Source organism: Streptomyces sp. NPDC019890, from assembly GCF_044903445.1.
Lineage (GTDB): Bacteria > Actinomycetota > Actinomycetes > Streptomycetales > Streptomycetaceae > Streptomyces.
The window spans coordinates 194,858-216,124 of sequence record NZ_JBJDQK010000004.1; the positions used below are offsets into that span (position 1 = coordinate 194,858).

Consider the following 21,267-nt stretch of genomic DNA (forward strand, 5'->3'; position numbering starts at 1 on the left):
TGTGGGGGGTGGTGGGGGGCCCCCCGCCCGGCCACCGGGTGCACGCCACGGCCGCGCTGGTGGGTGTGGCTCGCTTTGCGCCCCCCCCCCCCCCCCCCCCGGGGGCCCCCCCCCCCCCCCCCGCCGCCCCACAGCGGTGAGTAGGAGAACACCTCGGGCAGATCGGCGTCGAGGTAGGCCAGGAAGGACTTCACGTCCTCCACGGTGAACCCGCAGGACAGAAGCTCACGGATGTTGCGGACCCTGCGTACCGCGTCGGGCTCGTACCGGCGATAACCCGCCGGCGTACGGTCGGACTCCAGTAGGCCCTGCTCCTCGTAGTAACGCAGGGCACGGGTCGTGGTCCCGGCCTCCGCGGCCAGTTCACCGATCAGCATTGCAGCCACCTCCGAGTCCGACCGTACGGATTCACGCACACGTCAAGGTCAACTCCCCAGCCGGACCACCGTCTTCCCGGTGTACGCGCCGTTCACGAGATCGAGGAGGGACCGCGGTGCGTTGGCCAGCCCATCGATCACCGTCTCGTCGTAGACGATCGCGCCCTCCCGCAGCCAGGTGCGGAACTGCGCGCCGAACTCCGGAGCGCGCTCAAGGTGATCGCCCACGGTGAAGCCGCGGATGGTGAGGCGTTTGCCCAGGACACTGAGGAGGTCGCCAGGCCCGTCGTCGGGACCGGCCTTGCTCTGCCGGTTCAGGGCTCCGCACACGGCGATGCGTCCATGCGGGTTCATGAGCTCGATCGCCGCGCGCAACTGTTCCCCACCCACGTTGTCGAAATAGACGTCGATGCCTCCGGGCGCGGCCTCGCGCAGCCGGTCCGTGATCGGGCCGTCGTGATAGTCGAAGGCCGCGTCGAACCCGAGTTTCCCGGTCAGATAGGCGGCCTTGTCCCGCGATCCGGCGCTGCCGATCACCCGGGCCGCTCCCTTGAGCCGGGCGATCTGGCCGGCCATGCTTCCGGTCGCCCCCGCCGCGCTGGAGACGAAGACGGTGTCGCCGGGCCGTAGTTCCGCCGCGTCCATGAGCCCGACGTAGGCGACCAGTCCGAAACCGAGGTAGGTGGAGGGCGTCGGGTAGGCATCCCGGTCGACGCGGCGGAACAGCCCTGCCTGCGCCACGGCGTACTCGCGCCAGCCGAGCCGGTGCATCACCAGGTCGCCCTCGCGAAGTGACGGATCCGCGGAGGCGGCCACCTCACCGACGGCATCGCCGTACATCACCTCGCCGACCTCGTAGCGGGGCATCGGCAGGCCGGGCTCGCCCGCGATCAGCATGAGCATGCCGGGGTCGAGCGACATGAACAGATTGCGGACCAGGACCTGACCCGGTGCGGGATCGGGGACAGCGACCTCGGTGATCTCGAAGTCGCCTGGAGTGGGCAGGCCCTTGGGCCGTGCGACGAGCCGGACCTCCCGGCCGGTGCGGTGGGTGCCGGAGCGGCCGGAGAATGCTGTGCTCTTCGAAGATGCGTCCATGCCGACGACGCTAGGGATTGACCCATGCGTGAAGGTCAAGCCGTTCGGCCGGTGGCGGCCGGGGCAGGGCCTGCAGGCAGACCCCTGCGGCGTCACATCGACGCTTGACCTCAACCAAACTTGAGCTTCTAGGTTCCTTGTAGAGCCGCAGGAACCGACCCGCGGTGCCTTTCAAGGAGGTTCGCCATGACCGAGCGCACAGCCCACATCGAGATCCCCGACCGGTATCGCTATGCCGTGATCCCGCACATCATGGTCGACGACGCGGCCGCGGCGATCGATTTCTACCAGCGGGCGTTCGGCGCCCGTGAGGACTTCAGGATCGACGCTCCGGGAGGCGGGATTCTGCACGCCGAGATCACTATCGGACGGTCGGTCCTGATGCTGGGCGACGCAAGCGTGGACGAGGCGGAGGCCGCCTCCTTCGCCGCGCCGGCCTCGCTCGGCGGAGGCACGTCCGTCACGCTGCATGTCTTCGTGCCGGACGTCGACAGCCTGGCGGAGCGCGCGGAGGCAGCCGGCGCCGAGATCCTCCAGCCGCCGAAGGACATGTTCCACGGTGACCGCACCGTCATCCTCAAGGACCCTTCGGGTCACATGTGGGTATTTCTGACCCACATGGAAGACGTCTCGGAAGGGGAACTTCGGCGCCGCCTGGCCGCCGCCGGGTGACCGGTCGCCGTGCGCGCGGTGGCCGGACCGAACGCTCAGCCGGGACGCGCGGGTGAGGATCGCCCGTCGGCGCAGCACCGTCAGGAAAACCGCTGCCGGAGCTTGTACTTCAGCACCTTCCGCAAGGTGTCGTTACGCGGCAACGCGGCCACCACCTCCAGCTGCTCCGGCAGTTTGTGCACCGACAACCCCCGCCCCCGCAAGTACGCCGTAACAGCTTCGAGCCTCAACTCCTCCGCCCCCTCGACCTGTTCCACCACCGCACACACCCGCTCCCCCCTCTCCTCGTCCGGCAGCCCGATCACCGCCACATCCGCCACCCCCGCGTGCTCGTGCAGCAGGTCCTCGATCTCCTTCGCCGAGATGTTCTCGCCCTTGCGGATGATCACGTCCTTGAGCCGTCCCGTCAGGACCAGGTGGCCCGACTCGGTCACTTGCCCCAGGTCGCCGGTGATGAAGAAGCCCTCCCCGTCGAACGCTTCTGCCGTCTGGGCCGGATCCAGATAGCCCTGGCACACCGCCTCGCCGCGCAGCCGTACCTCTCCTTCGACGATGCGGATCTCCATGCCCGCAGGCGGCCGCCCCTCCGTCGTGGCCAGGTTCGCCGCCGTGTCGTCGGGCGCGCCCATGGTGATCATGGGTACTTCGGTCATGCCGTAGCCGTGGGTGAGCCGGCAGCCCATCTCGCGTACGACGGCGTGGTAGATCTCCGGCGGCTTGGGCGCCCCGCCCCCGGCCAGCAGCCGCAGACTGGGAATCAGCCGTTGGTCCGGCTGCTTGCGCTGCTCGGTGAGGAACATCGAGTAGAACGCGGTCGAGCCGCCCGCCACCGTCACCCCGTGCCTGCGATACCCCTCCAGCGCATCCGGCAGCGCGAAGTGCTCGAACATCACCGCCGGGAAGCCGTACAGCAGCAGCATCACCGTGTAGTCGGGCCCCGCGATGTGCGCGAAGGGGAAGGCCATCGAGCCGACATCGTCGGCCGACAGATGCAGTGCGTGTGCCAGGCACGCCCCGCCCGCGATCAGGGAACGGTCCGTGTGCAGCACGCCCTTGGGGTCCGATGTGGTGCCCGAGGTCCAGTAGATCCAGCGCACGTCCGTCCCCGACGCGGGCGGCGGCGGCAGCACCGCGGGATCGCCGTCCGGCAGTGTGTCGTAGGCGTCGAGGACCAGCGGCGGTTCCGGCAGCTCCATCGCCAGCCGGTGCGCCATGCCCGCGTGGTCGAAGCCTCGCCAGGTGCCGGGCACGGCGAAGAACGACGCCTTCGACTCCCGTAGCGCGAAGCCGACCTCGCGGTCCCGGTAGAACGGAATGACCGGCGACTGTACGGCTCCGATGCGGGCCAGCGCGAAGGAGAGCAGCGCCGTCTCGATCCGGGTCGGCAGCTGCCAGGCCACCACGCTGCCGGGCCGCACGCCCAGCTCGTAGAGCCCGGCCGCGACCCGCTCGGAGCGCTCCCGCAGCGCGCCGAAGGTGAGACTGCGGTCGTCCTGGATGAACACCGGCCGGTCCGGGGTGAGCGCCGCCCTGCGCTGGACGAGTTCCCAGAGCGTGCGCGATTCGCCCAGGGCGTGTGCGGTCTCGCTCATGCCGTACCCCCTCGTTGCTGACGGACAGTCAGATCGTGCCGAGAGCGTAGGGCTCACCGCCTTGTCGGTCCAGGGGTGCGGAGCTAGCCTGATTTCTGACGGGTCATCAGATTCACTCATCGGATTCAGCACCGGTTCAGCTTCAGATTCAGCACTGGTTCAGCACCGGTTCAGCTTCGGATTCAGCTTCGGATTCAGGGCACGGCGGAGGGGACACCATGACCGAACTTCCTCGGATCGTCAGCGTCGACGACCATGTGATCGAGCCGGCCCACCTCTTCGAGACCTGGCTGCCGGCGAAGTACCGGGACCGCGGCCCCAAGCCGCTCACCGCCGGAATCGGCGAGCTCGCCTACGTCGCCGGCAAGTACCGGATCACGATGGACCCCGACGGCCCGCCCACCGACTGGTGGATCTACGAGGACCTCACGTTCCCGTACAAGCGCAACATCGCCGCCGTCGGCTTCGACCGCGACGACATGACGCTCGAAGGCATCACCCGCGCCGAGATGCGGCCCGGCTGCTGGGACCCCAAGGAACGCCTCAAGGACATGGACCTCAACCATGTCGAGGCGAGCCTCTGCTTCCCCACCTTCCCGCGCTTTTGCGGGCAGACCTTCGCCGAGGCCCACGACAAGGAGGTCGCCCTCGCCTGCGTACGCGCCTACAACGACTGGATGGTCGAGGAGTGGTGCGGCGACAGCGGCGGCCGGCTCATACCGCTGTGCATCATCCCGCTCTGGGACATCGGCCTGGCGGTCGCCGAAATCAGGCGCAACGCCGAGCGCGGCGTGCGGGCCGTGACCTTCAGCGAGATCCCGACCCATCTCGGGCTGCCTTCGATCCACTCCGGGTACTGGGACCCGTTCTTCGCGGTCTGCCAGGAGACCGGCACCGTCGTCAACATGCACATCGGGTCCAGCTCCCAGATGCCCGCCGCATCACCGGACGCGCCGCCCGCCGTGCAGGCCGCGCTCAGCTTCAACAACGCCATGGCCTCGATGATGGACTTCCTGTTCAGCGGTGTGCTGGTGAAGTTCCCGCGGCTGAAGCTGGCGTACAGCGAGGGCCAGATGGGCTGGATCCCGTACGCCCTGGAGCGCGCCGACGACGTGTGGGACGAGCACCGGGCCTGGGGCGGGGTGCGCGATCTGATCCCCGAGCCGCCGTCCACGTACTACTACCGGCAGATGTTCTGCTGCTTCTTCCGCGACAAGCACGGCGTGGCCTCGCTGGACGTCGTAGGCCGCGACAACGCCACCTTCGAGACCGACTATCCGCATGTCGACTCGACCTTCCCGCACACCAGGGAAGTCGCCCTCGACCATGTCAAGGGCCTCGACGACGAGACCGTCTACAAGCTGATGCGCGGCAACGCGATCCGGATGCTCGATCTCGGCCTGGACCGTTGATGGACCTCACGTACACCGAGGAGGAAGAGGACTTCCGGGCGCGGCTGCGCGAGTGGCTGGCCCTCTCGCTGCCGAAGCTGCCCGCGCGGCCCGACCCGCTCGACTGGCCGGGCCGCCGGGCGTACGACACCGGCTGGCAGCGCATGCTGTACGACGCCGGGTACGCGGACGTCCACTGGGAGGCGGCCCCGACCCAGCGGCTGATCTTCCTGGAGGAGACCGAGCGGGCGGGCGCGCCCTACGTCGGCGCGAACTTCGTCGGTCTGCTGCACGCGGGCCCGACCATCGCCGCCGAGGGCACGCCCGAGCAGCGCGGGCGCTGGCTGGACCCGATCCTGCGCGGCGACGAGATCTGGTGTCAGGGCTTCAGCGAGCCGGACGCGGGCTCGGACCTGGCGTCGCTGTGTACGAAGGCCGTGCGGGACGGGGATGCATATGTCGTCACCGGTGCCAAGATCTGGACCTCGCACGCCGAGGTCGCGGACTGGTGCGAGTTGCTGGTGCGTACGGACCCGGATGCGCCGAGGCACCGCGGCATCTCCTGGCTCGCCATGCCGATGGACGCGCCCGGCGTCACCGTCCGGCCACTGCGCACGCTCGCCGGGTCGGCGGAGTTCGCCGAGATGTTCCTGGACGAGGTCCGGGTGCCGGTCGCCAACCGGGTCGGCGCGGAGAACGACGGCTGGCGCGTCACCATGGTCACCCTCTCCTTCGAGCGCGGCACGGCCTTCGTCGGAGAGGTCGTCGCCTGCCGACGCACGCTCGGCGAACTGGCCGCGGCCGCCCGCGAGAACGGCACCTGGGACGACCCGGTGCTGCGCCGGGGGCTGGGCCGTCTGCACGCCGAGTTCTCCGCGCTGTGGCGGCTGATCCAGTGGAATGTCAGCGAGTCCCAGCAGACGGGCTCGGTGCCCGGCGTCGGCGCCTCGGTCTTCAAGCTCCGCTACTCGCACGCCCGCCAGGAGCTGTACGAGGCGGCCGCCGAAGTGCTCGGGCCCGATGCCTTCGACCTGGACCGGCAGTGGGCCGCGGACCGGCTCTCCTCGCTCTCGTACACCATCGCCGCGGGCACCTCGCAGATCCAGCAGAACATCGTCGCCGAGCGGATACTCGGCCTGCCCAAGGGGCGCTGATGGACTTCCGGTTGACCGACGACCAGCGCGCGCTGCAGAGGGGCGTACGGGAGCTGCTGGGCGGGCGCTTCGGGCGGGACGCCCTGCGGGCCGCCGTGGACCGTGAGGGAACGGTGGACCGGCAGCTGTGGCGGGAGCTCGGCGAGGCCGGGTTCTTCTCGCTGCGGCTGCCCGAGGAGAGGGGCGGAGCGGGGCTCGGCCTGCCCGAGGCGGTCCTGGTCTTCGAGGAGGCGGGCCGGGCGCTGCTGAACGGCCCGCTGGTGGCGACCCATGTGGCCGCCGAGTGGATGCCGGAGGCGGCTGACGGCACGTATGTGGTCACCTGTGCGACCCAACTGCGCGCCTTGATACCGCACTTCGCGGACGCGGACGCCGCCCTGGTGATCCATGACACTGGGATGCGCAGGCGAAATCCGAAGGACCTGCCCCATGCCCGGCCGGTGCGTTCCGTGGACCCGCTCACCCCGCTGCACCGAATCTCGCCCGGGCCGAAGGCGCCGCCGCGTCCGGACACGATCCTCCTCACCGCCGCCGAGCAGCTCGGCAGTGCCGCCCGCACCACCGAGACGGCCGTGCGGTACGCCAAGGAGCGCGAACAGTTCGGGCAGCCGATCGGCGCCTTCCAGGCGGTCAAGCATCTGTGTGCCCAGATGCTCGTACGCACGGAGGTGGCCCGCAGTGCCGTCTACGCCGCGGCCGTCACCGAGGACTTCACCGAGATCGCCGGCGCCAAGCTGCTCGCCGACGAGGCGGCCGTCCGCAATGCGCGCGACTGCCTCCAGGTGTACGGAGGAATGGGCTTCACCTGGGAGGCGGACGTCCATCTGCATCTCAAGCGGGCGTGGCTGCGTGGGCAGATGTGGCTGACCGCGGCGGAGGCGGAGGAGATTCAGGCAGATGCCTTGGCCTCAGCACTCTGAAGCGTCACTGTGCGTCGATACCGGGTTGTGTCCTTCGAGCGACTTGTCACGGCCCGGAGTCGGGGCAGTGCTCCGGTACTCTCCGTGGGATGCGAGTGGTTCCGAAGCAGGGTGCTCACGATGTTGCCTGTGCGGCAGCTCCAGGCCCGGGAGAGCGTGCTGTTCGCGCCCGGGGCGTACGGGTTCCGAGCATCGGTTCGACTCCCCGCAACATGCGTCGCACAGTATGCACCACGGGTACTCCTTCGCGCTGGAATATGCCCGAAGCGCTTGTTGCGGTGACTGTACGTCAACCATGCTGTCTCGCAAAGAAGTCACGTTCGGTGACCTGGTCGAGGACCTTGTCGAGGCGCGAGGCGATGTGTCCGCCGGTTCGGATGGTGTGAGCGGTGCAGGTGCTTCAGGTTCAGTTGGAGGTCGGGCCCGACCCGGCAGAGGTGGGACGCGCTCGGAGGTGGGCCCGTTCACGGCTCCTCGGGTCAGGGATAGGGGACGACGAGCCGCTGGCCGACACGCTGATCCTGCTGATTTCGGAACTGGTCACCAACGCGGTCGTGCACACCGGCTGTCCGGCAGTGCTGCGGATGCTGTTCGGCGCGGGGGTGGCGGAGGCCGGGACCGTCCGGGTGGAGGTCGCCGACATCAGCGCCTGCCCGCCCAGGCCGCGGCACGCGGAGGGCGACGACACCAACGGCCGAGGACTTGAGCTCGTCGACGGACTCGCCGACCGGTGGGGCTGGCAGCCGGAGGGCGCGGGCAAGTCCATCTGGTGCGAGGTGGACAGGGGCGCGCCGGAGGTTGTGTACGAGCGAGCGGTGCGCGGTTTCGCCACCGCGCCGTAGGACGCTTCGCCACTGCATCGCAGGACGGTTTTGCCACCGCACCGTAGGGCGGTGCGCCCTCAAAGGATCGCGACCGGGGCAACGGGGGTTCCGGTTCCACCGACGAACGGCTCGGGCATCGCGGACAGCAGGAACGCGTACCGTTTCTCCTGTGCACAGGCTGTGGACAAGTTCTCCAGATTCCAGTTCTGGCCCTGGAGCATCCCCATCTCGACGAGGTCGAGGGCGTGCACGGGCAGCCAGAGGTCCTCGATCTCGGGCGGGAAGATCTCGAAGGTGAGGGTGTCGTTGGCGACGGCGGCGACATCATGGGCATGGAACCACTCGGGGGTACGGACGGACAGCCCCGGGGACGGATATCCGTAGCCGTGTTTGTCGCCGGCGATGCAGACCTGGACCTGTCCGGTCCGTACGAGAACGATGTCGCCGGACCTGATGGTCAGACCGGCGAACTCCGCTGCCTCGTCCAGATCCTCGGGCGTCACCGCATGGTCGCCGGGCAGCCGGTCGAGCCCCTTGGCGCGTGCGACATCGAGCAGCACACCGCGCGAGACGACGTACGGGGCCTTGTCGATGCCGCTGAACCGGGCGCGGGTGTGCGGCGTGATGGTGTCGGCGGGGCGGCCGTTGTAGATCTTCCCCGAGTGCGAGACATGGGTCAGGGCGTCCCAGTGGGTGGCGGCCTGCAGTCCCATGGTCACGGCGTCGTCGCTGGTGGCGACGGTGCCGGGCCCGAAGAGCTCCTGGTTGATCTGGACCATGGTGTGGAGGGGATTGACCCGGCCGGGGATCAGGCCGGTCTGGATGCCGTCCTGGTGGAGGGGCAGCGCGAGGGGTACGCGGCGCCCGCTCCGTACGCAGCCTGCGGCGTCCTTGACCACCGCGTCGGTGATCAGGTTCAGCGTCCCCATCTCGTCGTCCGCGCCCCAACGCCCCCAGTTGTTCACGCGTTTGGCGATCTCGTGGAACTCGGCCGGGAGTGACATCGGGCCTCCTGGGGCTTGTGCTCGAGTATCTGACTGACCGTAGAATCTAACGGTCCGTCAGAAACTGCGGGAAGGGGCCGGGCGTGGGGAACTTCTTGGCAGGCAAGGTCGTCGCCGTGACGGGTGCCGGCCGCGGCATCGGCCGGGCGGTGGCACTGGCGGCAGCGGCACAGGGTGCGCGGGTCGTGGTCAACGACTACGGCGTCTCCATCGAGGGCGGTGAGCCGACGTCGGAGGTCGCGTCGGCGGTCGTCAAGGAGATCGTCGCGGCGGGCGGCGAGGCGGTGGCGGTGGCCGACGACATCTCCACGATGGCCGGCGGCCAGCGTCTGGTGGACGTCGCGCTCGCGGAGTACGGGCGGATCGACGGGGTCGTGTGCGTGGCCGGCATCCTGCGCGAGCGGATGCTCTTCAACATGTCGGAGGAGGAGTGGGACCCGGTGGTCGCCACCCATCTGAAGGGCACGTTCACGGTCTTCCGCGCGGCGTCGGCAGTGATGCGCAAACAGGGCGGCGGAACGCTGATCGGCTTCACCAGCGGGAATCATCAGGGATCGGTCGCGCAGGCCAACTACTCCGCCGCGAAGGGCGGAATCATCTCGCTGGTCCGCAGCGCGGCGCTGGGCCTGAACAAATACGGCGTAACGGCGAACGCGGTCGCGCCGGTGGCCCGTACGCGCATGTCCGCGAACGTCCCGATGGAACTGAAGGAGATCGGCGACCCGGAGGACGTGGCGGCGCTGGTGGTCTATCTGCTCTCCGACCGGGCTCGCGAGGAGCGGATCACGGGCCAGGTGTACACGATCGCGGGCCCGAAGATCGCGGTGTGGGCACAGCCGAGGGAACTGCGGGCGGGCTACGCGGAGGGCGCATGGACCCCGGAGAAGATCGCGGACTTCTTGCCGGGGACGGTGGGGGTGGACCCGATGCCGATGCTGGAACGCCTGGAGGAAATGGCCCGCGCGGCGTCGTCGTCGGACCGCCCCAACGCTTAGCCGGGGCTCCACCCCGTACCCCGGACGGGGACTCCGCCCCCGAACCCGCCCCGACGCCCTGCGGGCGTGGGGGACCCCCAGCGCCTCGAACGCCGGCGGGGCTTGATTTGTTCGGCGGGCCGGATAGTTCGGCCGGCTTACGCCCTGCCCTGGGGCTCCGCCCCAGACCCCGCGCCTCAATCGCCGGCGGGGCTTGATTTTGGCCCCGCTGCCGTTTCGGACTGACCCGAGCAAATCAAGCCCGTCCGGCGATTGAGGACACGCCCGGAGGGCGTCCCGGGGCCTGGGGCGAAGCCCCAGTTACGGGAAGGGGGAACTTCAACTCCTTGGAGGAGACGTGGACTTCGCTTTCGGCCCGTTGGACGAAGCGTTCCGCACGGACGCCCGCGCATGGCTCGACGAACACCTCGGCGGGACCCACGCCGAAGCCGACCGGCCCGGCGGCCCCCGCAGCGAGCTCGAGCGCGGCGCCACCCCCCGCGCCTGGGAGCGCGAACTCGGCGCCGCCGGATGGATCGGGATCGGCTGGGCCGAGCCCGGCTACGGCAACCGGCAAGCCGGCCTCACCCAACAGGTCGTCTGGGCCGAAGAGTATTCCCGCGCCGGCGCCCCCTCCCGCGTCGGGCACATCGGCGAGAACCTCCTCGCGCCCACCCTCATCGCTCACGGCACCACCGCGCAGAAGGACCGCTTCCTGCCCGCCGTCGCGCGCGGCGACGAACTCTGGTGCCAGGGCTACAGCGAACCCGGCGCCGGGTCCGACCTCGCCGGGATCAGGACCGCCGCGGTGCGCGACGGCGACACGTACCGGATCAGCGGGCAGAAGATCTGGACCTCCCTCGCGCAGGACGCCGACTGGTGCTTCGTGCTGGCGCGCACCGAGCCCGGCTCGCAGCGCCACCACGGCCTCTCCTTCCTCCTCGTACCCATGGACCAGCCGGGCCGTGTCGACGTACGGCCCATCCGCCAGATGACCGGCACCAGTGAGTTCAACGAGGTCTTCTTCGACGGTGCCGAGGCCCGCGCCGAGCATCTCGTCGGCGGCGAGGGTAACGGCTGGCGCGTCGCCATGAGCCTGCTCGCCTTCGAGCGCGGGGTGTCCACCCTCGCCCAACAGATCGGTTTCGCCGAGGAGTTGAGCCGGGTGATCGGCCTGGCCGTGGCGAACGGCGCCGCCGACGACCCGGTACTCGAGGAACGCCTCGTCCGCCAGTGGGCCGAACTCCGCACCATGCGCTGGAACGCCCTGCGCACCCTGGGCGGAACCGCCGACCCCGGCGCCCCCAGCGTCGCCAAACTGCTCTGGGGCGGCTGGCACCAGCGCCTCGGCGAGCTCGCCATGGCCGTACGCGGTGCGCGCGCGGCTGTCGGCCCCTGCGACTGGAGCAGCGAGAAGCCGTACGAACTCGACGCCCTCCAGCGCCTGTTCCTCTTCACCCGCGCCGACACGATCTACGGCGGCTCGGACGAAATCCAGCGCAACATCATCGCCGAGCGGGTGCTCGGCCTACCGAGGGAGCCGAGATGAGAGGCGTCGTCTTCGACGGCACACAGCCCCAGGTGGTCGACGATCTGGAGATACGGGACCCGGGACCCGGCGAGGTCCTGGTCGCCGTCGCCGCCGCCGGGCTGTGCCACAGCGATCTGTCCGTGATCGACGGCACGATCCCCTTCCCCGTCCCGGTCGTCCTCGGGCACGAGGGCGCGGGCATCGTCGAGGCGGTCGGCGCGGGCGTCCGCCATGTCGCGCCCGGCGACCATGTCTCGCTCTCCACCCTTGCCAACTGCGGCGCGTGCGCGGACTGCGACCGCGGCCGCCCCACCATGTGCCGCAAGGCGATCGGCCGGCCCGGACAGCCCTTCTCCCGCGGCGGCGAACCGCTGTTCCAGTTCGCCGCCAACTCCGCGTTCGCGGAACGCACCGTCGTCAAGGCGGTCCAGGCCGTGAAGATCCCCGCCGATCTGCCGCTGACCTCCGCCGCGTTGATCGGCTGTGGTGTGCTGACGGGTGTCGGAGCGGTACTGAACCGCGCGAAGGTCGACCGCGGCGAGAGTGTCGTCGTCATCGGGACGGGCGGCATCGGCCTGAACGTCCTGCAGGGCGCCAGGATCGCGGGCGCGTCCACGATCGTCGCCGTCGACTCCAACCAGACGAAGGAGGCGCTGGCGCGGCAGTTCGGGGCCACGGACTTCCTTGGGTCGGCGGAGGGCGTACGGGAGATCCTGCCGACCGGCGCCGACCATGTCTTCGAGTGTGTCGGGCACGTCGCTCTGATCCGGCAGGCGATCGAACTGCTCGACCGGCACGGGCAGGCGATCCTGCTCGGCATGCCTTCGGCGACGGCCGAGGCGTCCTTCGTGCCCGCGGCCATGTTCCTGGACAAGTCCATCCTCGGCTGCCGCTACGGCTCCTCGCGCCCGCAGCACGACATCGCGCTCTACGCCCAGCTGTACGGGCAAGGCCAGCTGCTGCTGGACGAACTGGTCACCGAGACCTACCCGATCGAGGACTTCGCGAAGGCGGCGGCCGACGCGCACCACGGGCGGGTGGCGCGCGGCGTCCTCACCTTCTGACCATCCGTCACGAATTCCCGCTGCCGGTACGGAAGGTGCGCCGGTAGACCGTCGGCGGGACACCGAGCGCCGCCTGGAGATGCTGACGCATCGACTGCGCGGTGCCGAAGCCCGAGTCCCGGGCCACCAGATCGACCGAGAGGTCGCTCGACTCCAGCAGGTGCCGGGCCCGCTCCACGCGCTGCTGCACCAGCCACTGCCCGGGGCTGACGCCGACCTCCTCGCGGAAGCGGCGCGTGAACGTCCGTACGCTCATCGACTCCTGCTCGGCCATGTCGCGCAGCTGGATCGGCTCGTTCAGGCGCCCCAGAGCCCAGGCCCGTGCGGTGGCCGTGGTCGCCAACTGCGGTTCGGGGACGGGCCGGTGGATGTACTGCGCCTGCCCGCCGTCCCGGTGCGGCGGTACGACCGTACGGCGCGCGACCTCGTTGGCGACGGCCGTGCCGTGGTCCCGGCGCACGATGTGCAGGCACAGGTCGATCCCGGCCGCGACGCCCGCCGAGGTGAGCACGTCGCCGTCGTCGATGAACAGGACGTCCGCGTCGACCCTGACGGACGGGAAGAGCCGCTGGAAGTGCTCGGCGGACGACCAGTGGGTGGTGGCGGGGCGGCCGTCGAGGTAGCCGGCGGCGGCCAGGACGTAGCCGCCGGTGCAGATGGCGACCATGCGGGTGCCGGGCCGGATGTGGGCGAGCGCGGCGGCCAGCTCGTCGGTGAGCCGGCCCTCCTCGAAGACGGGGCCCAGCTCGTAGGAGGCGGGGACGACGACGGTGTCCGCGGTGGCCAGCACCTCAGGCCCGTGCTCGACGTGGATGTCGAAGTCGGCGTCCGTACGGACGGGGCCGGGCCGGACCGAACAGGTGACGATCTCGTACAGGGGGTTGCCGTCCGCGTCCTTGGCGCGGCCGAAGATCCGGTGCGGGATGCCCAGCTCGAAGGGGAGCAGCCCGGTCAGCGCCAGCACGACGACTCGATGTCTTACGCCCTCACCCATGGCCCGATCCTATCGAACGCTGTCTCTCGGGCCACTCGCCCGGCGTGAACACGCCACTGGATGCTGTGTGGCGTGACGCAGACAACCGGACTCCCCGCTCAGGAACCCGCCAGGGAACCCGCCCAGGACCCTGCTCAGGACAGCACTCCGATCGCCCCCCGCCGTCACCCCGGCCGGGTCCACCGTGCGTGGTTCGTCGCCGCCGTGGCCTTTGTGACGATCATCGGCGCGGCCGCGTTCCGCTCCCTGCCGGGTCTGCTGATCGACCCGCTGCACAGCGAGTTCCACTGGTCGCGCGGCACGATCGGCCTCGCGGTCTCGGTGAATCTCGCGCTCTACGGCCTGACGGCGCCGTTCGCCGCCGCGCTGATGGACCGCTTCGGCATCCGCCGCGTCGTCGCCGTCGCCCTCACGGTGATCGCCCTGGGCTCTGGCCTGACCGTCTTCATGTCCTCGTCCTGGCAGCTCATCCTCTACTGGGGCCTGCTGGTCGGCCTCGGCAGCGGCTCTATGGCGCTCGCCTTCGCGGCGACGGTCACCAACCGGTGGTTCACCGAACGCCGCGGCCTGGTCACCGGCATCCTCACGGCCGCGTCCGCCTCCGGCCAGCTGATCTTCCTGCCACTGCTGTCCTGGCTGGTGGAGCAGCACGGCTGGCGCCCGGCGTCGATCACGGTCGCCCTCGCCGCGCTCACCGTCGTGCCGTTCGTCTGGCTGCTGCTGCGTGACCACCCGGCGGACGTGGGGCTCGCCCCGTACGGCGCGAAGGAGTTCACCCCGAAGCCCGTACCGGTGCCGGGCGCGGCCCGCCGCGCCGTGACGGTGCTCTTCTCGGCCGCCCGCACGGGCCCCTTCTGGCTGCTGGCGGGCACCTTCGCGATCTGCGGCGCCTCGACGAACGGCCTGATCCAGACCCACTTCGTGCCCGCGGCCCACGACCACGGCATGCCGATCACGGCGGCCGCATCACTCCTCGCGGTGATCGGCGTCTTCGATGTCGTCGGCACGGTCGCATCCGGTTGGTTCACGGACCGCATCTCGCCGCGCCGTCTGCTGGCGGTCTACTACGCCCTGCGTGGCATCAGCCTGCTCTTCCTGCCGATGCTGCTGGCTCCTTCCGTCCACCCGCCGATGGTCTTCTTCATCGTCTTCTACGGCCTGGACTGGGTGGCGACTGTCCCGCCGACGATCGCCCTGTGCCGCGAGCACTACGGCGACGACAGCGCGATCGTCTTCGGCTGGGTGCTGGCCTCGCACCAGGTGGGCGCCGCGCTGGTGGCTTTCGCCGGTGGCCTGGCGCGGGACGTGTTCGGCTCGTACGACATGGTCTGGTACGCATCGGGCGCACTGTGCGCGGCGGCGGCGCTGATGGCGCTGGTGATCCGCCGCCGGCCCGAGTTCCCGTCGCCCGCGGCGGCCGTCTGACCGCGGCCGGGAGGCAACCTGGGGCAGCTTGATCCCCTCTTGCACGCAAGGGGGTGCTTCGATGAGGACGAAGTCGATGACGCGGGCCGTCGCACAGGTGGCGGTGGCCGGACTGTGCTGCGCGGTTCTGGCGGGGTGCGGTACTCAGCAGGCGGCTGGCCGGACGTCCGAGGGGGCGGCGGCGCCCCCGTCCGTGTCCTCGTCCGCCGGGCCGGACTGCACGACGGACGACACGAGTGACGACGAGTGGGACGCGCCGCAGGTGCCGACGGACGAGGACACGGGCGTACCGGAGGAGACCACGGACGAGGACACCGGCGAGCCGCAGGTGCCGACGGACGAGGACACCGGTGTACCGGAGGAGACCACCGACGAGGACGCCGGTGAGCAGCCCGACCGTACGACGGACGACACCGCCGATGACCCCTGCTCGTCCGCGACATGGTTCGTCATGACCCGTGACTTCCGCGATCATCTCGCCGCCCATGGCACCAAGGCGGACGACGGCCTGGCGTTCGACGTGGTGAAGGTCCGCAAGGTGGGAGCGGTCAACCAGGCCGTGGTCACCGTCTCCTACACGGCGGACGACACGCAGAGCGGTCACCGGGTGGCCACCGCGTTCGCGGCCTGGCGCCACGCCGCGTACGGGGACAGGGGCACGCTACGGATCGAGACCGAGGGCGGCCGGCTGATCACCACGGAGGACTGGTAGCCGTACGCCGCCGCCCACGACCAGATCCGGCGGAGGCCGGAGCCGTTGGCGTTGGATTCCCTTGCTCAAGGAACGGGCCGAACCGATTGCTCGACCAGCTGCTCAGCTTGCTCGGTCGAGCGGCTCGAAGCCGATGCTGAGCCGCATACCGAGTGCCGAGGCGAGGCGCTCCAGGAGAGGCAAGGTGGGCACGTCCCGCCCGCCTCGAAGCGCGCGACGGTGGGCTGCTGAAGGCCGGTAGTCTCGGCGAGCTGGGCCTGGGTCATCCCGACGCACGGCCGGCCGGGTCTGCCTGGACCGCTGGGCACGCCCGGTCCGCCGGGCACGCGGGCGGTGGCACACCTCACGGCGCGGGGGTCAGTCCGCCAAGCGCCCGAACTTCCCGCGGTGGAAGAGCAGCGGCGCGCCCTCGTCGACCGCGCCCAGCGCCGCCACCCGGCCCACCACGATCAGATGGTCGCCGCCCGTGTGCACGTTCTGGATCGTGCAGTCGATCCAGGCCGGTGCGGAGTCGAGGCGCGGCGCCCCGGTGACCGGCGCGCGGTCGTACATGACCCCCGTGAACTTGTCCGCACCGCTGACCGCGAAGCCCCGGCACAGCTCGCCCTGTTCCGCGCCCAGGACGTTGACGCAGAAGGCCCCTGCGCGGGCGATGCGCGGCCAGGTCGTCGACGTGCGGGCGACCATGAAGGCGATCAGCGGCGGGTCGAGGGAGAGGGAGGCGAAGGACTGGCACGCGAATCCGGCCGGCCCGTGGTCGTCGTACGCCGTGACGACGGTGACCCCGGTCGCGAAGTGCCCCAGCACACGACGGAATTCGCCCGGCTCGACCGGCAGCCGCTCGTCGTCCCCAACGGCCCGCAGATCGGGCCGCGGGTGGGGGTACCTCCCAGCGGTAGCCGGGGGAGGTTCGAACGGCTCGGTGGCCGCGGGGGCCCCGACCGAGCGGAGGTATCGGACGGCGGTGGCGGCCATCCCTGCGTGTCCCATCACGCCATCCATTGAACCTGACGGTTCGTCAGATTGGAAGGGATGGACCGCTCTGGACACCTGCGGACACCCCCTAGCGCCCCCGGTACTCGGGCGTGCGGTGTTCCACGAAGCTCGCCACCCCCTCATTCGCGTCCCGCGTCGTCATATTGATCTCCTGCGCCGCCGCCTCCGCCGCGAACGCCGTGGTCCGGTCCGCGTCCAGCGACGCGTTCACCAGCTGCTTGGTGAGGGCGATCGCGCGCGTCGGCCCGGCCGCCAGCCGGTCCGCCCACTCGCGCGCCGTCTTCGCCAAGTCGTCGGCCGGGACGACCCGGTTGACGAGACCGAGCAGCTCGGCATCGGACGCCGGCAGCGAGTCGCCGAAGAACATCAGCTCCTTCGCGCGCTGCGGCCCCACCAGCCGCGGCAGCAGGTACGCGCCGCCGCCGTCCGGGACGAGCCCCCGGCGTACGAACACCTCGATGAACGAGGCAGGTTCCGCGGCCAGTACGAGGTCGCAGGCGAAGGCCAGATGCGCGCCGATGCCGGCCGCCGTGCCGTTGACCGCCGCGATCACCGGCTTTTCGCAGTCCAGGACGGCGGAGATCAGCCGCTGCGCGCCGAGCCGGATCGTACGGGCGACGTCTCCCGCCACGCGTTCACCGGCCACCGGCGTCCCACGCAGATCCGCGCCCGCGCAGAAGCCCTTGCCGGTGGCGGTGATCACGACCGCCCGCACGGAGGGGTCCGCGGAGGCGTCCGCGAGCAGCGCGATGATCCGCTCCTGCTGGTCCCGGGTCACCGCGTTCATCGCCTCGGGCCGGTTGAGCGTGATCCACGAGACGCCGTTCTCCACGCGGTGGAGTACGTCCGAACTCATCGGCACACCGCCAGCGCGTCCAGCGCCACCGCGCCCTGCCCCCGCGGCAGCACCATCAAGGGGTTGATGTCCAGCTCGGACAGCTCGTCGCCCAGCTCCAGAGCCATCCGCTGGACCCGCAGTACGACCTCCACCAGCGCGTCCACATCCACCGGCGGCCCGCCCCTGACCCCGTCGAGCAGGGCGCGGCCACGCAGTTCGCCGAGCATCGCGCGTGCCTGGTCCTCGCCGAAGGGCGGCACGCGCACCGCCGCGTCGTGCAGCACCTCGACCAGCACCCCGCCGAGCCCGACCGTCACCGTCGGCCCGAACAGCGCGTCCTGGGTGACACCGACGACCAACTCGACGCCTCGCTCCACCATCTGGCAGACCAGGATTCCGTCCAGGTCGACGCCCTCGTAGCGGGCGATGTCGGTCAGCTCGCGATAGGCGTCGCGGACCTGGCTCGCCGAGGTCAGCCCGATCTTGACCAGGCCGAGTTCGGTCTTGTGGGCGAGCTGCGTCCCGGACGCCTTCATGACGACGGGGTAGCCGACCAGGCCCGCGGCCCTGACCGCCGCCGCCGCGCTGGTCACCAGCTGTTCGCGCGGCACGCGGATTCCATACGCCCGAAGAAGCGACTTGGCCGCGTGTTCGCTGAGCTGCTTGCCGGGACGCATCAGTGCCTGCGCCTTGCGGAAGGAGGGGGACGGGGTGCGCGGTGCCTCGTCGAAGGGCGAGAGGTAGCCGGTCGTGAACCGGTGATGGTCCAGATAGGCACGTACCGCCGTGATGCAGTTGCCGAAGGTACGGAACGTGGCGACCCGCGAGGACCCCAGCAGCGTCTCGCGGTACGCCGCCTCGGTGCCCACCGGCGACCCCCACACCACGCAGACCAGCTTGTCCGTCGCCTCGGCCGCGTCCACCAGGTCCTGCGCCAGTTTGTCGCTCATCGGCGGGAAGGGGCCGGTGATCGGGCAGATCAGCACCCCGACGGCCGGGTCCGCCAGAATCGCGTCGATGATCTTGCGACCGCGCCAGTCGCCCACCGGGTGTCCGCCGTTGTCGACGGGGTTCGCCACGCTCAGATACTCCGGTATCCACGCGTGCAGTTCGGCCTGCTTGGCCTCGGAGAGCCGCGGCAGCCGCAGCCCCGCCGCGGTCGCCAGGTCCGAGAAGTGCGCGCCGGTGCCGCCCGAGATCGAATAGACGACGACCCCGTCAGCCACGGGCGTGCGGGCTCGCGCCAACAGGGCGGCGGTGTCCTGGAGTTCGTCGAGCCCGTCCACCCGGATCACGCCGAACTGCCGCATCGCCGCGTCCACGACCTCGTCCGCGCCGGTCAGTTTGCCGGTGTGCGACGCGGCCGTCCGCGCTCCGGTCTCGGTCCGCCCGACCTTGACCGCGACGACCGGGACCCCGCGCCGGGCCGCGCGGTCGGCGGCGAGCAGGAAGGAGCGTCCGTCCTTGAGCCCCTCCACATAGCAGGCGATGGCCCCGACCTCGGGTCGCTCGGCGAAGTACGAGATGAAGTCGGCGGTCTCCAGATCGGCCTCGTTGCCGGTGGGTGCCCAGTGGGAGAGCCGTACGCCCAGCTCCTGCATGGTGAAGACGGGCCGCCCCTGGTGCCCCGACTGGGTGATGAGCGCGATCGCCGGGCCTTCCAGGTCGTCCCGGAACTTCTCGAAGGCGTTGAGATTGGTGTTCGGCCCGAGCAGCCGCAGCCCCGACCGCTCCACCGCGGCCGCCAGCCGCGCCTGGGCGGCCGCGCCCTCCGCCCCGGTCTCGGCGTACCCGGAGGCGAAGGCGACGGCGAATTTGACCTTGGCCTCGGTGAGTTCCTCGATGACGGGCAGCGGGTCGGCGACGAGCAGCACGGCCAGATCGACCTGTTCGGGCAGATCGCCGATGGAGGGAACGCAGCTCAGGCCGAAGACGCTCGCGCGGGAGGGATGCACGGGATGGAGCCGCGCCCCGACGCGCTCGGCCCAGTCGATGAGCTGCCGGGTGATGCCGGTATTGGGCCGCCCGTCACCGTCGGACGCCCCGACGACGGCGACGGACGCGGGCCGGAAGAACCGGTCGAGATCGGGCACGGGGGCGTACAGCGGCCGCCCGCCGACGTCCAGATCGCCGTCGGTCGCGGTGACCGAGGTCGTGTCATGGACGGCATTGCGGGGGTGCTCGCCGCAGGCCACGACGCGCGCGCGGAGGTCGGAGGTGAGGGTGCCGTGAGTAGATCCAAGCATCGCTGAGCCCCGCTCCTGCTCGTCGGCCAAGTTACTGACGCATAGTCAGATTACAGAACTGACGACCTGTCAGGAACATCCCTGCACACAAAGCCTGGCGGGGACCCGCGGATTCGGCGCCGGGGCGGAACGGGCTCATGCTGATTGACTACCCGCCCGGGGCACGGGGGAGACGGCGCGATTCAGCCCTTGGACAGCGCCTTGGCGATTTTGCGCGCGTCGATCGCCAGCTCGCGGAACATCCCGCTGATCGGGTTCGTGAACCCGGTGAAGTGCAGCCCCGGCGCCTGAGCCGGCGTACGGCCGCCGTGGGTGAGTGGCCTGCCGCGCTCGTCCAGGACGTCCAGGTGGCCGACCAGGCCCTCCAGTGCGCGGCGGTAGCCCGTCGCCGCGATCACCGTGTCCGGGGAGATCCGGGTGCCGTCCGCCAGGACCGCCTTGCCGTCGTCGAAGGACTCCAGTGCGGCGACCGGTTCGACCGTGCCGGAGCGGACCGCGTCGATCAGGCCCACGTCCTGGACCGGGATCGCGCCCTCGCGGACCCGGGAGTACAGGCCGGTGTCCGGGCGTGGCAGGCCCTGTTCGGTGAGGTCGGGGACGGAGATCCGGCTCATGATCCCGCCCGCCCGGTCCACCAGTCGTACCGGCAGCCGGCGGACCAGGATGCCGGTGCGCTGGGCCGGCCAGCCCGCGGTGGAGCGGCGGACGATGTGCGGGATGGTCCGTACGGCGAGGCGGACGCGCGCCGCGCCGCCCTCCACCAGGTCGACCGCGATCTCCGCGCCCGTGTTGCCGACACCGACGACCAGCACGTCCTTGCCGGCGTGCGGCGCGGCGTTGCGGTACTCGCCCGCGTGCAGCAGTTCCCCGGTGTACGTGTCCTGGCCGGGCCAGTCGGGCAGCCGCGGGGTGTGGTTGTAGCCGGTGGCCACCACGACCGCGCGCCCGGTCAGCTGCCGGCCGCCCGTCGCGTGCAGCAGCCAGTCGGAGCCCGACTGCTCGATACGGGAGACCTCGACGCCCGTGACGATCTCCAGCTCGTGGAACTCCGCGTACTTCTCCAGATACCGGATCACGTCGTCCCGGGACACCCAGCGCCCGAACGACCGCGGCATCGCGAGCCCGGGCAGCCCGGACAGCTTCCGGGTGGTGTGCAGGTGCAGCCGGTCGTAGTGGCGGCGCCAGGATGCGCCCACGGACTCGGACTTCTCCAGCACCACGGCCCGTATGCCGTGTTCACGCAGCGCCGCGGCTGCCGCGAGACCTCCCGGGCCGCCGCCGATGACGTACACGGGCCGGTCGTTCGTGAGGTCGATGTCCTGTTCGTCCGCCATGAACCTGAGCGTAATCACCTGATTACATGATGGGTCTCGGTCAAGACGGGAATCGGTTGCGAATCGATCACGCATGCAGGCCTCTTGCGCGCGCACTGCCGCATCCGCTGAACTGACGTAC

General features: G+C 70.5%; 19 protein-coding genes. 10 read left to right on the top strand and 9 right to left on the bottom strand.

Going from position 1 to position 21,267, the window contains the following annotated elements:
* Both ACI2LP_RS13210 and ACI2LP_RS13215 read right to left on the bottom strand, forming a co-directional pair.
* Nucleotides 1-416, bottom strand: a 416-nt coding sequence (locus tag ACI2LP_RS13210) for a MerR family transcriptional regulator (RefSeq protein WP_404724621.1), incomplete at its 3' end; no start/stop codon positions are given.
* A 9-nt stretch (nucleotides 417-425) separates the two neighbouring features.
* The gene (locus tag ACI2LP_RS13215) at nucleotides 426-1,475 is read right to left on the bottom strand and encodes an NADP-dependent oxidoreductase (RefSeq protein WP_404724622.1); all 1,050 of its coding nucleotides are present in this window, start codon (nucleotides 1,473-1,475) and stop codon (nucleotides 426-428) included.
* Nucleotides 1,476-1,661: 186 nt separating this feature from the next.
* On the opposite strand from ACI2LP_RS13215, the gene ACI2LP_RS13220 reads away from it, so the two are divergent.
* Entirely contained in the window at nucleotides 1,662-2,147 is a 486-nt protein-coding gene (locus ACI2LP_RS13220; protein WP_404724623.1) for a VOC family protein, read from the top strand.
* Nucleotides 2,148-2,227: 80 nt separating this feature from the next.
* On the opposite strand, the gene ACI2LP_RS13225 is transcribed toward ACI2LP_RS13220, so the two are convergent.
* Complete coding sequence (locus ACI2LP_RS13225) at nucleotides 2,228-3,739, bottom strand: class I adenylate-forming enzyme family protein (RefSeq protein WP_404724624.1); 1,512 nt, start codon at nucleotides 3,737-3,739, stop codon at nucleotides 2,228-2,230.
* A 218-nt stretch (nucleotides 3,740-3,957) separates the two neighbouring features.
* Between ACI2LP_RS13225 and ACI2LP_RS13230 the strand changes: the two genes are divergently transcribed.
* The 4 genes from ACI2LP_RS13230 (at nucleotide 3,958) to ACI2LP_RS13245 (ending at nucleotide 8,046) form a co-directional block, all read left to right on the top strand.
* Nucleotides 3,958-5,151, top strand: a complete 1,194-nt coding sequence (locus ACI2LP_RS13230) for an amidohydrolase family protein (protein WP_404724625.1) — start codon at nucleotides 3,958-3,960, stop codon at nucleotides 5,149-5,151.
* Complete coding sequence (locus tag ACI2LP_RS13235) at nucleotides 5,151-6,284, top strand: acyl-CoA dehydrogenase family protein (protein ID WP_404724626.1); 1,134 nt, start codon at nucleotides 5,151-5,153, stop codon at nucleotides 6,282-6,284. Before ACI2LP_RS13230 ends, ACI2LP_RS13235 begins: the two co-directional genes overlap by 1 nt.
* Nucleotides 6,284-7,204 (top strand): acyl-CoA dehydrogenase family protein, encoded by a 921-nt coding sequence (locus ACI2LP_RS13240; protein ID WP_404724627.1) that lies wholly within the window; start codon nucleotides 6,284-6,286, stop codon nucleotides 7,202-7,204. The genes ACI2LP_RS13235 and ACI2LP_RS13240 overlap by 1 nt, the downstream gene beginning before the upstream one ends.
* A gap of 389 nt (nucleotides 7,205-7,593) precedes the next feature.
* Nucleotides 7,594-8,046, top strand: a complete 453-nt coding sequence (locus tag ACI2LP_RS13245) for an ATP-binding protein (protein ID WP_404724628.1) — start codon at nucleotides 7,594-7,596, stop codon at nucleotides 8,044-8,046.
* 59 nt (nucleotides 8,047-8,105) lie between these two features.
* Here the strand turns inward: ACI2LP_RS13245 and ACI2LP_RS13250 are convergent, their stop codons facing one another.
* The gene (locus ACI2LP_RS13250; protein ID WP_404724629.1) at nucleotides 8,106-9,032 is read right to left on the bottom strand and encodes a cyclase family protein; all 927 of its coding nucleotides are present in this window, start codon (nucleotides 9,030-9,032) and stop codon (nucleotides 8,106-8,108) included.
* A gap of 83 nt (nucleotides 9,033-9,115) precedes the next feature.
* Between ACI2LP_RS13250 and ACI2LP_RS13255 the strand changes: the two genes are divergently transcribed.
* From ACI2LP_RS13255 to ACI2LP_RS13265, 3 genes are all read left to right on the top strand, one after another.
* Entirely contained in the window at nucleotides 9,116-10,027 is a 912-nt protein-coding gene (locus tag ACI2LP_RS13255; protein ID WP_404724630.1) for an SDR family oxidoreductase, read from the top strand.
* A gap of 337 nt (nucleotides 10,028-10,364) precedes the next feature.
* The gene (locus ACI2LP_RS13260; RefSeq protein ID WP_404724631.1) at nucleotides 10,365-11,555 is read left to right on the top strand and encodes an acyl-CoA dehydrogenase family protein; all 1,191 of its coding nucleotides are present in this window, start codon (nucleotides 10,365-10,367) and stop codon (nucleotides 11,553-11,555) included.
* Nucleotides 11,552-12,601, top strand: coding sequence for a Zn-dependent alcohol dehydrogenase (locus ACI2LP_RS13265; RefSeq protein WP_404724632.1), 1,050 nt, complete (start codon nucleotides 11,552-11,554; stop codon nucleotides 12,599-12,601). The genes ACI2LP_RS13260 and ACI2LP_RS13265 overlap by 4 nt, the downstream gene beginning before the upstream one ends.
* 7 nt (nucleotides 12,602-12,608) lie before the next feature.
* Here the strand turns inward: ACI2LP_RS13265 and ACI2LP_RS13270 are convergent, their stop codons facing one another.
* Nucleotides 12,609-13,595: a GlxA family transcriptional regulator gene (locus ACI2LP_RS13270; RefSeq protein ID WP_404724633.1), complete on the bottom strand. Its 987-nt coding sequence runs from the start codon at nucleotides 13,593-13,595 to the stop codon at nucleotides 12,609-12,611.
* A gap of 60 nt (nucleotides 13,596-13,655) precedes the next feature.
* Here ACI2LP_RS13270 and ACI2LP_RS13275 point away from each other — a divergent pair, with 60 nt between their 5' ends.
* Nucleotides 13,656-15,020: an MFS transporter gene (locus ACI2LP_RS13275; RefSeq protein ID WP_404724634.1), complete on the top strand. Its 1,365-nt coding sequence runs from the start codon at nucleotides 13,656-13,658 to the stop codon at nucleotides 15,018-15,020.
* Between the two features lie 61 nt (nucleotides 15,021-15,081).
* On the top strand, nucleotides 15,082-15,732 hold the full coding sequence (locus tag ACI2LP_RS13280; RefSeq protein WP_404724635.1) for a hypothetical protein: 651 nt from the start codon (nucleotides 15,082-15,084) through the stop codon (nucleotides 15,730-15,732).
* A gap of 357 nt (nucleotides 15,733-16,089) precedes the next feature.
* On the opposite strand, the gene ACI2LP_RS13285 is transcribed toward ACI2LP_RS13280, so the two are convergent.
* The 4 genes from ACI2LP_RS13285 to ACI2LP_RS13300 all read right to left on the bottom strand — a co-directional run bounded on the left by ACI2LP_RS13285 (nucleotide 16,090) and on the right by ACI2LP_RS13300 (nucleotide 21,146).
* On the bottom strand, nucleotides 16,090-16,707 hold the full coding sequence (locus ACI2LP_RS13285) for a flavin reductase (RefSeq protein ID WP_404724928.1): 618 nt from the start codon (nucleotides 16,705-16,707) through the stop codon (nucleotides 16,090-16,092).
* Nucleotides 16,708-16,795: 88 nt separating this feature from the next.
* Nucleotides 16,796-17,584, bottom strand: a complete 789-nt coding sequence (locus ACI2LP_RS13290) for an enoyl-CoA hydratase/isomerase family protein (protein WP_404724636.1) — start codon at nucleotides 17,582-17,584, stop codon at nucleotides 16,796-16,798.
* Nucleotides 17,581-19,812, bottom strand: a complete 2,232-nt coding sequence (locus tag ACI2LP_RS13295) for an acetate--CoA ligase family protein (protein ID WP_404724637.1) — start codon at nucleotides 19,810-19,812, stop codon at nucleotides 17,581-17,583. Before ACI2LP_RS13295 ends, ACI2LP_RS13290 begins: the two co-directional genes overlap by 4 nt.
* 182 nt (nucleotides 19,813-19,994) lie before the next feature.
* Nucleotides 19,995-21,146, bottom strand: a complete 1,152-nt coding sequence (locus tag ACI2LP_RS13300; protein ID WP_404724638.1) for a flavin-containing monooxygenase — start codon at nucleotides 21,144-21,146, stop codon at nucleotides 19,995-19,997.
* Nucleotides 21,147-21,267 lie beyond the last annotated feature (121 nt).

Excerpts from the sequence above, each read along its gene's own strand:
- ACI2LP_RS13215 (WP_404724622.1), bottom strand. The coding sequence starts at position 1,475 with ATGGACGCATCTTCGAAGAGCACAGCATTCTCCGGCCGCTCCGGCACC.
- ACI2LP_RS13220 (WP_404724623.1), top strand. The coding sequence starts at position 1,662 with ATGACCGAGCGCACAGCCCACATCGAGATCCCCGACCGGTATCGCTAT.
- ACI2LP_RS13225 (WP_404724624.1), bottom strand. The coding sequence starts at position 3,739 with ATGAGCGAGACCGCACACGCCCTGGGCGAATCGCGCACGCTCTGGGAA.
- ACI2LP_RS13230 (WP_404724625.1), top strand. The coding sequence starts at position 3,958 with ATGACCGAACTTCCTCGGATCGTCAGCGTCGACGACCATGTGATCGAG.
- ACI2LP_RS13235 (WP_404724626.1), top strand. The coding sequence starts at position 5,151 with ATGGACCTCACGTACACCGAGGAGGAAGAGGACTTCCGGGCGCGGCTG.
- ACI2LP_RS13240 (WP_404724627.1), top strand. The coding sequence starts at position 6,284 with ATGGACTTCCGGTTGACCGACGACCAGCGCGCGCTGCAGAGGGGCGTA.
- ACI2LP_RS13250 (WP_404724629.1), bottom strand. The coding sequence starts at position 9,032 with ATGTCACTCCCGGCCGAGTTCCACGAGATCGCCAAACGCGTGAACAAC.
- ACI2LP_RS13265 (WP_404724632.1), top strand. The coding sequence starts at position 11,552 with ATGAGAGGCGTCGTCTTCGACGGCACACAGCCCCAGGTGGTCGACGAT.
- ACI2LP_RS13270 (WP_404724633.1), bottom strand. The coding sequence starts at position 13,595 with ATGGGTGAGGGCGTAAGACATCGAGTCGTCGTGCTGGCGCTGACCGGG.
- ACI2LP_RS13275 (WP_404724634.1), top strand. The coding sequence starts at position 13,656 with ATGCTGTGTGGCGTGACGCAGACAACCGGACTCCCCGCTCAGGAACCC.
- ACI2LP_RS13280 (WP_404724635.1), top strand. The coding sequence starts at position 15,082 with ATGAGGACGAAGTCGATGACGCGGGCCGTCGCACAGGTGGCGGTGGCC.
- ACI2LP_RS13285 (WP_404724928.1), bottom strand. The coding sequence starts at position 16,707 with ATGGCCGCCACCGCCGTCCGATACCTCCGCTCGGTCGGGGCCCCCGCG.
- ACI2LP_RS13290 (WP_404724636.1), bottom strand. The coding sequence starts at position 17,584 with ATGAGTTCGGACGTACTCCACCGCGTGGAGAACGGCGTCTCGTGGATC.
- ACI2LP_RS13295 (WP_404724637.1), bottom strand. The coding sequence starts at position 19,812 with ATGCTTGGATCTACTCACGGCACCCTCACCTCCGACCTCCGCGCGCGC.
- ACI2LP_RS13300 (WP_404724638.1), bottom strand. The coding sequence starts at position 21,146 with ATGGCGGACGAACAGGACATCGACCTCACGAACGACCGGCCCGTGTAC.